The sequence below is a fragment of the Devosia sp. genome, assembly GCF_035944845.1.
In the GTDB taxonomy this organism is placed as follows: Bacteria; Pseudomonadota; Alphaproteobacteria; order Rhizobiales; family Devosiaceae; genus Devosia_A.
Window position 1 is genome coordinate 1 of the sequence record NZ_DASZAW010000130.1, and the last position, 13252, is coordinate 13252.

Annotated in this window: 12 protein-coding genes; all 12 read left to right on the top strand. The window is 65.4% G+C overall.

Going from position 1 to position 13252, the window contains the following annotated elements:
- Window positions 1–949: tryptophan synthase subunit beta (gene trpB / locus VGV07_RS25610; protein ID WP_326871566.1), on the top strand; the 949-nt coding region annotated here is incomplete at its 5' end.
- Window positions 949–1779, top strand: a complete 831-nt coding sequence (trpA, locus tag VGV07_RS25615; protein ID WP_326871567.1) for a tryptophan synthase subunit alpha — start codon at window positions 949–951, stop codon at window positions 1777–1779. The genes trpB and trpA, both read left to right, overlap by 1 nt.
- Before the next feature lie 93 nt (window positions 1780–1872).
- A complete protein-coding gene (locus VGV07_RS25620) occupies window positions 1873–2388 on the top strand; it encodes a DUF2937 family protein (RefSeq protein ID WP_326871568.1) in 516 nt (171 codons plus the stop codon).
- A 106-nt stretch (window positions 2389–2494) separates the two neighbouring features.
- Window positions 2495–3895: an adenosylhomocysteinase gene (ahcY, locus tag VGV07_RS25625; protein WP_326871569.1), complete on the top strand. Its 1401-nt coding sequence runs from the start codon at window positions 2495–2497 to the stop codon at window positions 3893–3895.
- 135 nt (window positions 3896–4030) lie between these two features.
- Entirely contained in the window at window positions 4031–4957 is a 927-nt protein-coding gene (locus tag VGV07_RS25630; RefSeq protein WP_326871570.1) for a Gfo/Idh/MocA family protein, read from the top strand.
- Between the two features lie 174 nt (window positions 4958–5131).
- Complete coding sequence (locus tag VGV07_RS25635) at window positions 5132–6901, top strand: ABC transporter substrate-binding protein (RefSeq protein WP_326871571.1); 1770 nt, start codon at window positions 5132–5134, stop codon at window positions 6899–6901.
- Window positions 6902–6966: 65 nt separating this feature from the next.
- Complete coding sequence (locus VGV07_RS25640; RefSeq protein ID WP_326871572.1) at window positions 6967–7962, top strand: ABC transporter permease; 996 nt, start codon at window positions 6967–6969, stop codon at window positions 7960–7962.
- Window positions 7959–8846 (top strand): ABC transporter permease, encoded by an 888-nt coding sequence (locus VGV07_RS25645; RefSeq protein ID WP_326871573.1) that lies wholly within the window; start codon window positions 7959–7961, stop codon window positions 8844–8846. The genes VGV07_RS25640 and VGV07_RS25645 overlap by 4 nt, the downstream gene beginning before the upstream one ends.
- Window positions 8843–9820, top strand: coding sequence for an ABC transporter ATP-binding protein (locus VGV07_RS25650; RefSeq protein WP_326871574.1), 978 nt, complete (start codon window positions 8843–8845; stop codon window positions 9818–9820). The genes VGV07_RS25645 and VGV07_RS25650 overlap by 4 nt, the downstream gene beginning before the upstream one ends.
- Window positions 9813–10652 (top strand): ABC transporter ATP-binding protein, encoded by an 840-nt coding sequence (locus VGV07_RS25655; protein ID WP_326871575.1) that lies wholly within the window; start codon window positions 9813–9815, stop codon window positions 10650–10652. Before VGV07_RS25650 ends, VGV07_RS25655 begins: the two co-directional genes overlap by 8 nt.
- Before the next feature lie 147 nt (window positions 10653–10799).
- Window positions 10800–11861: a LacI family DNA-binding transcriptional regulator gene (locus tag VGV07_RS25660; protein WP_326871576.1), complete on the top strand. Its 1062-nt coding sequence runs from the start codon at window positions 10800–10802 to the stop codon at window positions 11859–11861.
- Window positions 11862–11891: 30 nt separating this feature from the next.
- Entirely contained in the window at window positions 11892–12929 is a 1038-nt protein-coding gene (locus VGV07_RS25665) for a Gfo/Idh/MocA family oxidoreductase (RefSeq protein WP_326871577.1), read from the top strand.
- Window positions 12930–13252: the final 323 nt, after the last annotated feature.

The window sequence follows — 13252 nt, forward strand, 5'->3', positions numbered from 1 at the left end:
GAACCACACCGGCTCGCACAAGATCAACAACACGCTCGGCCAGATCCTGCTCGCCAAGCGCATGGGCAAGACCCGCATCATCGCCGAGACCGGCGCCGGCCAGCACGGCGTGGCGACGGCGACGGTCTGCGCCAAGTTCGACCTGCCCTGCGTGGTGTTCATGGGCGCCACCGACGTCGAGCGGCAATATCCGAACGTCCTCCGCATGAAGATGCTTGGCGCCGAGGTCCGCCCGGTGACCGCCGGCGCCGGCACACTCAAGGACGCCATGAACGAGGCGCTGCGCGACTGGGTGACCAATGTCGAGACCACCTATTACCTGATCGGCACCGCCGCTGGCCCGCACCCCTATCCGGAGATGGTGCGCAACTTCCAGTCGGTGATCGGCGAAGAGATCAAGGCGCAGATGCAGGCCGAGACCGGTGCCCTGCCTGACGCGGTGGTCGCCTGCGTCGGCGGCGGCTCCAATGCCATCGGCACCTTCCACGCCTTCCTCGATGATCCCTCGGTCAAGCTCTACGGCGCCGAAGCCGGCGGCCATGGCATCGAAGTCGACAACGGCCATGCCGCTTCGATGACCGGCGGCCGCCCCGGCGTGCTGCACGGCAACCGCACCTACCTGCTGCAGGATGCCGACGGCCAGATTCTCGAGGGCCACTCGATTTCGGCCGGCCTCGACTATCCCGGCGTCGGTCCGGAGCACTCGTACCTGCACGACACCAAACGTGTCACCTACGCGCCGATCACCGACCAGGAAGCGCTCGACGCCTTCCAGCTTTGCACCAGGCTCGAAGGCATCATCCCGGCGCTGGAAAGCGCCCATGGCCTGGCGCAGCTGATGAAGGTCGCGCCGACCATGGGCAAGGACGAGACCATCGTCCTCTGCCTCTCCGGCCGCGGCGACAAGGACGTCGAGAGTGTCGGCCGCTATCTGGGGATGAACAGCTGATGACCACCCGTATCCCCGCCCGCTTTGCGCTGTGTGCCGCGCAGAACCGCCCGGCGCTCGTCGCCTACACCATGGCCGGCGATCCGGACCTCGCCACCGCAGAGGCTATCCTCGAGGCGCTGCCTGCCGCTGGCGCCGACATCATCGAACTGGGCATGCCGTTCTCCGACCCGATGGCCGATGGTCCGGGCGTGCAGGCCGCCGGCCAGCGCGCGCTCGCCGCGGGCCAGACGATGAAGAAGACCCTGGCGATGGTCGAAGCCTTCCGCAAAAAGGACAACGAGACCCCCATCGTGCTGATGGGTTACTACAACCCGATCTACATTTTTGGCGTCGATGCCTTCCTGAGCGCTGCCAAATCGGCCGGGGTAGACGGGCTGATCGTCGTCGACCTGCCGCCAGAAGAGGACAACGAGCTCTGCATTCCCGCGCTAAAGGCCGGCCTCAACTTTATCCGGCTGGCCACGCCCACGACTGACGACGCACGCCTGCCGGCGGTGCTCAACAACACTTCGGGCTTTGTCTACTACGTCTCGATGACCGGTATCACCGGCGCCAGCATCAAGAACCACGCCGCGGTGGGCGAAGCGGTGACCCGCATCAAGGGCCATACCGACCTGCCTGTGGTGGTCGGCTTTGGCATCAAGACCGCCGACGATGCCGCCCGCATGGGCCGCGACGCCGATGGCATCGCCGTCGGCACCGCCATCTGCAATGCGGTGCTAGGCTCGCTGGAGAACGGCAAGGCCACTGCCGGCACCGTCGCTGCCGTCACGACGCTGGTCGCCGGGCTCTCGAGCGGCGTGAAGCGGGCGAAAGCGGCCGCCTGACGTATGGCGAGTTAGCCTCTCGCTCACCAACTGTTCCTATGTTCGGAACGGCACCCATCGCGGCGCCGTTGCAGTTGGGAACGGAGCATCTTGATGCGCAGGACACTCGGCATGGTTGGCGGCCTGGCGCTTGGCCTTTGTCTCAGCCAGTTCCCCGAATATGCCCAGCAATATACCCAGCGGCTGGGCGGCGCGGTTGATGAGCTGCGCATCATCACTACCGAGTTCGAGGTGGCGGCCAAGGAGGCTGGCCTGACGTTGGAGCAGGCGATCGACCGCTATTCGAGGACCGGCGACAGTTTCATTGCCGCCCGCGGCGAGTCGATGGCGCGGACGTTCTCGCGTTACCAGCAGCTCTCCGGCACGCTGGCCGAGGTGCGCGGCGCCACCGGCTGGGAGCGCTTCACCCGGATGCCGGAATATTTCGATAGCGAGATCGGCCAGCGCACCCTCAGCGACTATCAGCCGGCGGTGCCGGTGACCCTCGAAGGGCTGAGCTACGCCGCTGCCGGTTTCGCCGTGGGTTATGTGACGCTTTCGGCGATCGTCGGCGTCCTGATGCTGCCGTTCCGGCGCCGCCGGGTGCGCTATGTCGAACGCCGGTCGTAAGGCTGTTTCGGTACGAGACATAAAGCTTTCTTTATATCCCGGTTGATAGCGCCCGCCGCCTTCAGTATAAGGCCCCAACACCAGCGACAAGACGGAGACAGGGCCGATGGCCAGCAACAACGACTACGTGGTCCGCGACATCGGGCTCGCCGAGTATGGCCGCAAGGAAATCGGCATGGCCGAAATCGAAATGCCGGGCCTGATGGCGATCCGCGAGGAATATGCGGCAAGCCAGCCGTTGAAGGGCGCCCGCATTGCCGGCTCGCTCCACATGACCATTCAGACCGCGGTGCTGATCGAGACGCTGAAGGCGCTTGGGGCCGACGTCCGCTGGGTCAGCTGCAACATCTTCTCGACCCAGGACCACGCCGCCGCCGCCATCGCCGCGGCCGGCATCTCGGTGTTCGCCAAGAAGGGCGAGAGCCTCGAAGAGTACTGGGATTACACCGACCGCATGATGGAATGGCCGGGCGGTGAGACCCCGAACATGATCCTCGATGATGGCGGCGACGCCACCATGCTGGTGCTGACCGGCGCCAAGGCCGAGACCGACCCTTCGGTGCTCAACAACCCGCACTCCGAGGAAGAAGAAATCTTCTTCGCGCTGATCAAGAAGCGCCTCGCCCAGGACCCCAAATTCTACTCGAAGATCCGCGCCAACATCCGCGGCGTCTCCGAGGAGACCACCACGGGCGTCATGCGGCTCTACCAGTTGCAGCAGAAGGGCGAGCTGCCCTTCCCGGCGATCAACGTCAACGACAGCGTCACCAAGTCGAAATTCGACAACAAGTACGGCACCCGTGAATCCCTCGTCGACGCCATCCGTCGCGGCACCGACGTGATGCTGGCCGGCAAGGTGGCGATCGTCTGCGGCTATGGCGATGTCGGCAAGGGTTCGGCGCAGTCGCTGCGCGGCGCCGGCGCCCGCGTGCTGGTTACCGAAGTCGATCCGATCTGCGCCCTGCAGGCGGCAATGGACGGCTATGAGGTGGTGACCCTCGAGGACGCGGCGCACCGCGCCGACATCGTCGTCACCGCCACGGGGAACAAGGACGTCGTCAGCCTCGACGACATCCGGAACCTCAAGGACATGGCGATCGTCTGCAATATCGGCCACTTCGACAACGAGATCCAGGTGGCGGAGCTTCGCAACTTCAAGTGGACCAACGTCAAGCCGCAGGTCGATATCGTCGAAATGGCCCCGGGCAAGCGCATCGTGCTCCTGTCGGAAGGCCGCCTCGTCAACCTCGGCAACGCCACCGGTCACCCGAGCTTCGTGATGAGCGCCTCGTTCGCCAACCAGACCCTGGCGCAGATCGAGCTGTGGACCAATGGCGACAAGCTCACCAAGGCGGTGCACGTCCTGCCCAAGCACCTCGACGAGAAGGTGGCCGAGCTCCACCTCGCCAAGCTCGGCGCCAAGCTGACCAAGCTGTCGAAGTCGCAGGCCGACTATATCGGCGTCAGCGAAACTGGCCCGTTCAAGTCCGAGCAGTACCGCTACTGAGCGACGGCGGCGGCACGTTGCAAGGGGCGCCCGATGGGGCGCCCTTTTTGCTTGGCGCTGGTCTATGCGCGGAAAGTTCCGGTTGACCGGTTCCGCCGGGCATGGTGTTCGGACCTGTCACCCGGAGGACACCTGATGCCGCAATCGACGCCTCGCTTTGGATTTATCGGTACTGGCATTTGGGTCAGTGAAGTGCAGGCTCCGGCAGCAGCCGGCAGCGACGCGGTTCGATTCACCTCGGTTTATGGCCGGAACGCCACCGCGGCCACGGCGATCGCCACGGCACACGGGGCGACGGCCTACGCCGACCTCGCCGGCTTTCTCGACAGCGTCGACATCGTCGGCATCGCACTGCCGCCCTCGGCGCAGCCGGAGTTCGCCCTCGCGGCGATCGCCGCCGGCAAGCACCTGCTGCTCGAAAAGCCCGTGGCGATCGAAGTGGGGGCCGCCCGGCGCATTGCCGACGGGCTCGACGAGAAGGGGCTGAAATCGCTGGTGTTCTTCACCGGCGTGCTCAACCGGCGCAGCCAGGCCTGGCTGGCCGACGTACATGAGGTCGGCGGCTGGGTGGGCGGGCGCGTCGATGCGTTCTCGGGCGTCCTGGTCGATCCGGCCAATCCGTTTCACTCGACAGCGCGATGGCGCGCCGGCACCGGCGCCCTGTGGGACACGGTGCCCCACGCCGTCGCCATGCTGACACAGGTTTTCGGGCCGGTCGTCGAAGTCACCGCCAGCGCGGGCCTCGGCGACCTGAAAGCCGCGGTGCTCAGCCACCGCGATGGCGGCCTGACCACCATCAACCTCGCCATGGACATGCCGAGTTCCGTGCCGGGTGAAACGGTGATCTACGGCAAAGCCGGCAAGCGCGAGATGCCGATGCAGGTGCTCGACTGGAGGACCAATGCGCGGCAGGTCTATGGCGAGGCGCTGGCCGCGCTGGTGGCGTCGATCGAGGGCCAGCCCACCACACACCCGGACGCCCGCTTTGGCGCCTATGTCACCGCGGTGATCGCGGCGATCGAACGCGCCCTTGCCGAGCGGCGATCCGTCGCCGTCGAGTAATCGGGCGGTCCACTCACCGACCTTCTCCTAACGTCGTAGCCGGCAGGTCGCGGACCGTGTTGACTCGCCCCGCCTCTGATGCTTTCAATATCTTGCTGCAACAAATGCAATTTTTGCATTATCCAGATCGAGTTGCAGCGACGCGATGTCAGCGCTTTGCATGGGAGAGATTCAATGGTCGACCTGGGGGCGCGCATGCGCCGTCGTAGCTTTACGCAGCTGTTGTCGGGAGCCGCCCTCGGCCTGGCGCTTGCTCTTGCGCCGGTCGCGGCAGCGGCACAGGACGTGCCGCGCAGTGAAACGCTGATCCTCGATTCCACCCTGGAACGGATCGCCACGCCCGAGAACTACAACCCGTTCCTGCCGACGACGACACTGCAGGGCGGCCTGCACCAGGTGGCGTTCGAGTCGCTGTTCTACCTCAACCTCGAAACCGGTGAACTGCAGCCCTGGCAGGCCGAAAGCTATGCCTTCAACGAGACCTTCGACGAAGTCACCATCAAGCTGCGCGACGGCGTGAAATGGTCCGACGGCGTGCCGTTCACCGCCGACGACGTGGTCTTCACCATGAACATGCTGAAGGACAATTCGGCCAACCTGGGCAACTGGGGCGGCAACGCCAAGACCTGGGTCAAGGATATCGTCGCGGTCGATCCGCTGACAGTGAAGATCACCCTGACCGCCACCAATCCGAGCTACGTGGTCAACATGTTCGGCGCCCGGGTCTACTGGACCAACCAGATCGTGCCCAAGCACATCTGGGAAGGTCAGGATCCGGCGACCTTCACCAACTTCGACCTCGCCAAGGGCTGGCCGGTCTCGACTTCGCCGTTCGGCCTGGTCTCGGCCAACAACCAGGAAACGGTGTGGGCCCGTCGCGACAACTGGTGGGGCGCCGAGACCGGATTTGCGAGGCTCCCGGCACCCAAGCGCGTCATCTTCACGTCCGCCGGCAATGAAGAGCGCCGCACCGCGATGCTCATCAACAACGAACTCGACACCGCCTACGCCATCGGCAAGTCGAGCTTCGAGACGGTGCACCAGCGCAACCCCAAGGTGGTGACCTGGTTCAAGGAGATGCCGTACGCCTATACCGATGCCGGCCCGCGCATCATCGGCTTCAACAACGCCATCCCGCCATTCGACAACGCCCTCGTCCGTCGCGCCGTCAGCCAGGCGGTCAACCGTGACGCCATCGTCGATGTCGCCTGGGAAGGGATGTCGCGCCCGATCAAGTTCCCCGCACCTTCGCTCGCTGCCCTGGCGCCGTTCTTCGAAGGCACCGAGGACCTGTTCGCCGCCCACCCGAACACCGAGTTCGACCCCAAGGCCACCGAAGCGCTGATGACCGAGGCCGGCTACAGCAAGGGCGGCGACGGCTTCTGGGCCGACGCTTCGGGCGCCAAGCTCGTCGTCGACCTGGTTGCACGCCAGACCGAAGCCGATTCGGCCAAGGCCGCACCGGTGGTTGCCGAACTGCTCAAGCGCGCCGGTTTCGACGCCCAGTTCCGTCTCGTCGACTCGGCCGGCTTTGCCGACCAGGTATTCCAGGGCAAGGCCAATATCTGGCTGGCCCAGATCAATGGCGGCGTGAACAACCCGTACCCCTCGTTCGACATGTTCCACAGCCGTCACGCGCTGCCGATCGGCAAGTCGGCGACCGGCTCCTACTCGCGCTACGCCAACCCCGAATACGATGCCATCGTCGAGGAGATGGGCCGTCTTGCCGCCGACGATCCGCAATTCAAGGATGTCGTGCGCCGGGCGCTCGAGATCTGGCTGCGTGACCTGCCGGTCGCGCCGACCACCGACTCGGCCCTGCTCGCCTCGTACAACCACACCTACTGGAAGAACTGGCCGACTTCGGACAACCCGTACTTCCAGCCGTGCTTCTGGTGGGCCAGCGCGCTGGTCTCGATCGTCGCCATCGAACCCGCCGAGTAAATCATCCGGTGGCCGGACCCCGCGGGGCCCGGCCACTTCCTCGCCTGCCAACAGACAAGACGGTCATGACCTGGGGCTATTTCTTCAAGCGTGTGGGATTGTTCTTCGTCGTCGTGCTGACGGCGATGACGGTGAACTTCATCATCGCACATTCGGTGCCGGGCGACCCGATCGGTGGGGTCATCTCGCAGATGACGTCGCGTGGCGGCGCCGTCGAGAATGCCGACGAGATCATTGCCAGCTACCGCCAGCGCTTCGGGCTCGATCAGCCCATCCTCATCCAGTACGTCGTCTATGTGTGGAACACGCTGCAGTTCGACCTGGGCACCTCGATCATCTATTTCCCCCAGAGCGTCACCGGTTCGATCGTTGCCGCACTGCCCTGGACCATCGGCCTGCTGCTGGTGGCGACCGTCATCGCCTTCAGCTGTGGCAGCGTCATCGGCGCCATGCTCGCCTGGTCGGGTACGCCGCGGCTGGCGCGCGCCCTGGCGCCGCTGCTGATGATCTTTTCGTCCATCCCGTATTACCTGCTGGCGCTGATCCTGCTCTATGTGTTTGCGGTGTGGCCCAACTGGTTTCCGCTCGGTGGCGGCTACAGCTCGGGCACGGTGATCGGCTTCAACCCCGCCTCGCTGCTCGACCTCGCCTATCACGCGGTGCTGCCGGCGCTTTCCATCGTGCTGGCCGGCCTCGGCTTCTGGGCCCTTGGCATGCGCGGCGCCATGATCAACGTGCTTGGTGAGGACTACCTGACGCTCGCCGAGGGCGAGGGGCTGTCGCGGCGACGCATCTTCCTCGCCTATGGCATGCGCAACGCCATGCTGCCGCAGGTGACCAACCTGGCACTGTCGCTGGGCACCATCGCCTCGGGCTCGGTGCTGGTCGAGGTGGCGTTTGGCTATCCCGGCATCGGCTTCCTGCTCTACGACGCGCTGCGGGCCTCGGACTACTTCATGATCCAGGGCATCTGCTTCGTACTGGTGCTGACCGTTGCGCTCGCGGTGCTCGTCCTCGACCTGATCTATCCCTTGATCGACCCCCGGATTGCCCATCGATGAGCACGGCCACTCCGATAACCCGGCCCCGCGGCCATGCCGTGCTGCGCGGCCTTGCCGAGCTCGGCAGCAACGTCAAGCTGACCTCCGGCCTGGTGCTGGTCCTCTCGCTGGTCGCGCTGGCGGTCATCGGTCCGCTGCTCGTCGATACCGAAATGGCGCGGCCGATCTCGGCACCCACCAACCGTCCCCCGTCGCCCGACTACCTGCTGGGCACCGATGGCGGCGGCCGTGACCTGCTGGCGGTGATCATCGCATCGACCCCGCAGACGCTGCGCCTGGGCCTTCTCGCCGGGCTCATCGGTACGGTGGGTGGCACCTTCCTCGGCCTCGTCGCCGGCTTCTTCGGTGGCTGGCTCGATCGCATCATTTCGACTGCGACCGATGTGGTGCTCACCATCCCGCCGCTGGCGATCCTGCTGATCGTCGCCGCCTCGGTGCGCTCGGTCAGCGTCGAGATGATGGCCTTCATCATCGCGGCCCTCGCCTGGATGCATCCGGCCCGCAGCATTCGGGCCCAGGTGCTGTCGCTGCGCGAGCGCGCCTATGTCGAGATCGCCCGGATCTCCGGCATGGGCGACCTGCGCATTGCGCTGTTCGAGGTGTTGCCGAACCTCCTGCCGCTGATCATGTCGAGCTTCGTCGCCGCGGTGTCCGGCGCCATTCTCGCCGCGCTCGGTCTCGAAGCCCTCGGCTTCGGCCCGCAGGACACCCCGACGCTCGGCATGACGGTCTACTGGTCGCTACTCTATGGCGCCTTCGGCCGGAACATGTGGTGGTGGTGGGCGCCGCCCATCGTCATCCTGGCGATCCTGTTCATCGGCCTGTTCCTCATCAGCGTCGGCCTCGACGAGGCGGTGAACCCGCGCCTCAGGAGGCAGGCATGAGCGAACCGCTTCTCAAGGTACGCGACCTCACCGTCTCCTACCTGATCAAGGGCGAGCGCGGCCGCGCCGCCGATAACGTCAGTTTCGACCTCCATGCCGGCGAGCGACTGGGCATCGTCGGTGAGTCCGGTTCGGGCAAGTCGACCCTGGCGCTGGCGCTGATGCGGCTCCACAAACCGCCGGCGCGGATCGAGGCCGGCAGCGCCGTGCTCGACGGCACCGATCTGCTGACGCTCGAAGGCGAAGCGCTACGCCGCTTCCGCTGGAGCCAGATTTCGATGATCCCGCAGGGGGCGATGAACTCGCTCAACCCGGTGATGCGGATCGGCGTGCTGATGGCCGATCCCATCAGGGCGCATGAGAAGGGCTGGAGCGGCGACCGCATCCGCGCCCGCGTCGCCGAGACGCTGGAAAGCGTCGGCCTCAACCGCAGCGTCGCCGATCTCTACCCGCATGAGTTGTCGGGCGGCATGAAGCAGCGCGTCTGCATCGCGCTGGCGATCATCCTGAAGCCCAAGCTGATCGTTGCCGACGAGCCGACCAGTGCGCTCGATGTCGTCGTGCAGCGCAAGGTCATCGAAACGCTCAAGGATGTGCAGAAGCAGATCGGCGCCGGCCTGATCATGATCGGTCACGATATGGGCCTGATGGCGCAGTCGGTCGATCGCCTCGCCGTCATGTATGCCGGCAGGCTGGTCGAGAACGCCCCGATCCGCCGCTTCTTCCGCGACCCGTTGCATCCCTACAGCCAGCTGCTCATCTCGTCCCTCCCCAGCCCCGACGAGGTACGCGAGATGAAAGGCATACCCGGGGCGCAGCCATCGCTGTTCAAGCTGCCAAGCGGATGTGCATTTCATCCTCGCTGCCCTGCGGTGCAGCCGCGTTGCAAGGTGGAGGAGCCGCTCAGCCGGTCCATCACCGCCGAGCGGGACGTCGCCTGCCATCTCGTCAGCCCGGAGACGGCCGATGTCTGACGCCCTGCTCGACCTCGACGCCATCAGCGTCAGTTACCCGAGCCGCAAGTGGAAGGCACCGCCATTCCTGGCGCTCGACCGGTTCAGCCTGCGAATCGAGGCCGACCGGCCCAGGATCATCGCCATCGTCGGCGAGAGCGGCAGCGGCAAGACCACGCTGGCGCGGGTGGTGCTCGGCATGCTGCCGCCGACCGGCGGCCGGATGAACTACGCGGGCAGGTCGATCACCCAGATGAGCAAGCCGCAGCGCGCCAGCTTCCGGCGCGAGGTGCAGGCGATCTTCCAGGATCCGTTCGCGATCTTCAATCCGTTCTACCCGGTCGATCATCTGCTCGAGATGCCGCTACGCATCTTCGGCATTGCGAAAAGCCGTGCCGAAGAGCGCGACATGATCGAAACGGCCCTCGAGCGGGTCGGCCTCAGGCCCGAGCAGGTGCTCGGCCGTCATCCGCACCAATTGTCGGGCGGTCAGCGCCAGCGCATCGTGGTGGCCCGCAGCCTGATGTTGCGGCCCCGGCTGATCGTCGCCGACGAGCCGGTATCGATGATCGATGCTTCGTTGCGCGCCAACGTATTGTCGCAGATCCAGGCGCTGCGCGACGATCTGGGCGTCTCGATCATCTACATCACCCACGACATCGCCACGGCACGCCAGGTGAGTGACGAGGTCTTCGTGCTCAACCAGGGCAAGACCGTCGAGTCGGGAACGGCCGAGGCGGTGATCTCCAATCCGCAGCATCCCTACACGAGACTGCTGGTCGGCTCGGTGCCGCGGCCTGATCCGGACCATGGCTGGTCCGATCTGTCGGGGCAGCTGGAAGACCAGCCGTGAGCCCGACCGTGTCGCTCGCTTCCCGCGGCGGTGAGATAGTTGGGCATGACAAGATCGGCCGCCCCAAGAGCATGGACGATTGAGTTTTCTCGACTGATAGACTGCGATGATTGCAGCACGTGAAGCATACGGGAAGGAAACGGATCGATGGTCAAGAAGGTGACGATCCAGGATCTGGCCGACCAGTTGAACCTGTCCCCCGCGACGGTCAGCCGGGCGCTGCGCGATCACCCGTCGATCAACGACGGCACGCGCCGCTCGGTGCATGAACTGGCCGCCGGCATGGGCTACACCACGCACCTGACCAGCCGATCGCTGAAAAAGGGCGGCACGCTGCTGCGGCGGCCGATCGCCTGGATAACCCCGCTGGTCAATTTCCAGTTCGAGGATCCGATCATCCTCGAAACGCTGGGTGGCATCGCCAGCCGCTGCGCCGAGATCGGTCGGCACTTCCTCCATATCCCCACCGATGTCGGCCGCGAACTCGACACCTACCGCGAGTTGATCGCCGAGGGCGTCATCGAGGGCTTCATCGTCGCCAACCGCGTCACCGAGGGCGATCGCCGCGTCGAGTACCTGCTCGAGGAAAAGATGCCGTTCGTCGCCTATTACGGCGCCACTCCGCTGACCGGCGATTACCCATCGGTCGACGTCGCCTTCGCCGAAGCCTACGCGCTGGGCACGCGTCACCTGCTCGATCTCGGGCATCGCCGCATCGCGCTGCTCAACTCGTTGCCCAATTTCCAGGCCAGTCACGAACGCGAACGCGGCTATCGCGCGGCGCTGGCCGAGCAACAGGTCTGGTCCAGCGCCAACTGGGTGGTCGGCGGTCCCAAGACCGAGGAGTTCGGCTATAGCGCCATGCGCCAGATGCTCGACAGCGTTTCGGCTCCGACCGGCGTCATCTGCTCATCCACCATGGCAGCCAAGGGCGCGCTCTCGGCCATCAACGAGCGCAGGCTGACCGTCGGCCGCGACGTCTCGCTGGTCAACTTCGACGACAATGTCGCAGGCAGCTTCTATTCGGTACCACTGACGACGCTGTTTTCCCCGGCACGGCCGCTTGGCCGCAAGGTCGTAGATTTCCTCGACCGCACCATCGCGGGCGAAGCGTCCCGCGACCTGCATCACATTGCTCACCCCGAACTGATCGTGCGCGGCTCAACCGGCCCCGCCCCGACCGAACTGGCGGCCGTCAGCACCCGCTAGCCGCTGCACCTCAAGGAGCCTTCCTCGACTATGCCGACAGACAACGCACCGTTTCGCCTCGCCATTGCCGGCATCACCCACGCCCACATCAACATCCTGCCCCGCTCGACCTTCAACGGCATGAGCCTGGTCGGCATCCAGGAGAGCAAGGCGGACTTTCTGCATGCCTACGGCGTCGTGCATGGCCATGATCCGGCCCTGTTGTTCACCGACCTCGAAACCATGCTCGACCAGACCAGGCCAGAGGCCGTCGCCGCCTTCGGCTCGATCCGTGAGCATATGGCGGTGGTGGAGGCGTGCGCGCCACGCGGCATCCACGTAATGGTCGAAAAGCCGATGGCGATCGACGTCTCCGAGGCCGAGCGGATGCAGGAACTGGCGCAGCGGCACGGCATCCACATCCTCACCAACTACGAGACCACCTGGTACGCAACCAACCACGAGGCCATCGCCCGCACCGCCGATGAGGGCCGCTACGGCAAAGTCCGCAAGGTGGTGATCCATGATGGTCACCCCGGTCCGATCGAGATCGGCTGCGGTCCGCATTTTCTCGAGTGGCTGGCCGACCCGGAACTGGCCGGCGGTGGTGCACTGCCCGATTTCGGCTGTTACGGCGCCAACCTGATGAGCCGGATCATGCAGGACGACAAGCCGCTCCGCGTCTTTGCCGTCACGCACCAGTTCAAGCCGCACCTCTATCCCAAGGTCGACGACGACGCGACGATCCTGGTGTCCTACGCCGATGCGGAGTGCGTGATCCAGGCGTCGTGGAACTGGCCGGTCAGCCGCAAGGACATGGAGGTCTACGCCGAGCGGGCGCAGGTCGTTGCCATCGACAACCGCCACATGCGCACTCGCGCCGGCGACAAGGTCGACGAGGTGTTCGAAACCCTGCCACCGCTGCAGGCGCCCTATGACGATCCGTTCGCGCATTTCGCCGCGGTGGTCCGCGGCGATATCACCCTGCACAAGTACGATCTGGCCGGGCTCGAGAACAATGCCACAGTGGTGCGCATTCTCGCGGCCGCACGGCAGTCGGCCGCCACAGGCAGGCCGGTCGACCTCTGATCGCGACGAGCTGGCCTAGCCCCCGCCTGCCGTGCGCCTGTCATCTTGCCTTCGGGGAGAAGGTGGCATCGCACGGCACGAGGGGGTGAGGGGCACGGACCCGGCAAAATAATCCCCCCAAATCACGGCAGCGTTAACGAAGCGTTCACTGTTCGGACTCGGGTCAACACCCATTCTCGGGCCATTCCCCGCTGTTCACATACAATTAGACTCTTTTTGCGCGATTCCGCGCCCGGTAATGTCTGGTGATTCGGCGGTTACGGGTTTTGGCCTGCCGAAGGCGCGGCGAATCAATGGGGCTCGGCGCGGCGGCAAGTGCGGTG

Bases quoted from the DNA above. Each gene is read 5' to 3' on its own strand.
- trpA (WP_326871567.1), top strand. From the start codon at position 949: ATGACCACCCGTATCCCCGCCCGCTTTGCGCTGTGTGCCGCGCAGAAC.
- VGV07_RS25620 (WP_326871568.1), top strand. From the start codon at position 1,873: ATGCGCAGGACACTCGGCATGGTTGGCGGCCTGGCGCTTGGCCTTTGT.
- ahcY (WP_326871569.1), top strand. From the start codon at position 2,495: ATGGCCAGCAACAACGACTACGTGGTCCGCGACATCGGGCTCGCCGAG.
- VGV07_RS25630 (WP_326871570.1), top strand. From the start codon at position 4,031: ATGCCGCAATCGACGCCTCGCTTTGGATTTATCGGTACTGGCATTTGG.
- VGV07_RS25635 (WP_326871571.1), top strand. From the start codon at position 5,132: ATGGTCGACCTGGGGGCGCGCATGCGCCGTCGTAGCTTTACGCAGCTG.
- VGV07_RS25640 (WP_326871572.1), top strand. From the start codon at position 6,967: ATGACCTGGGGCTATTTCTTCAAGCGTGTGGGATTGTTCTTCGTCGTC.
- VGV07_RS25645 (WP_326871573.1), top strand. From the start codon at position 7,959: ATGAGCACGGCCACTCCGATAACCCGGCCCCGCGGCCATGCCGTGCTG.
- VGV07_RS25650 (WP_326871574.1), top strand. From the start codon at position 8,843: ATGAGCGAACCGCTTCTCAAGGTACGCGACCTCACCGTCTCCTACCTG.
- VGV07_RS25655 (WP_326871575.1), top strand. From the start codon at position 9,813: ATGTCTGACGCCCTGCTCGACCTCGACGCCATCAGCGTCAGTTACCCG.
- VGV07_RS25660 (WP_326871576.1), top strand. From the start codon at position 10,800: ATGGTCAAGAAGGTGACGATCCAGGATCTGGCCGACCAGTTGAACCTG.
- VGV07_RS25665 (WP_326871577.1), top strand. From the start codon at position 11,892: ATGCCGACAGACAACGCACCGTTTCGCCTCGCCATTGCCGGCATCACC.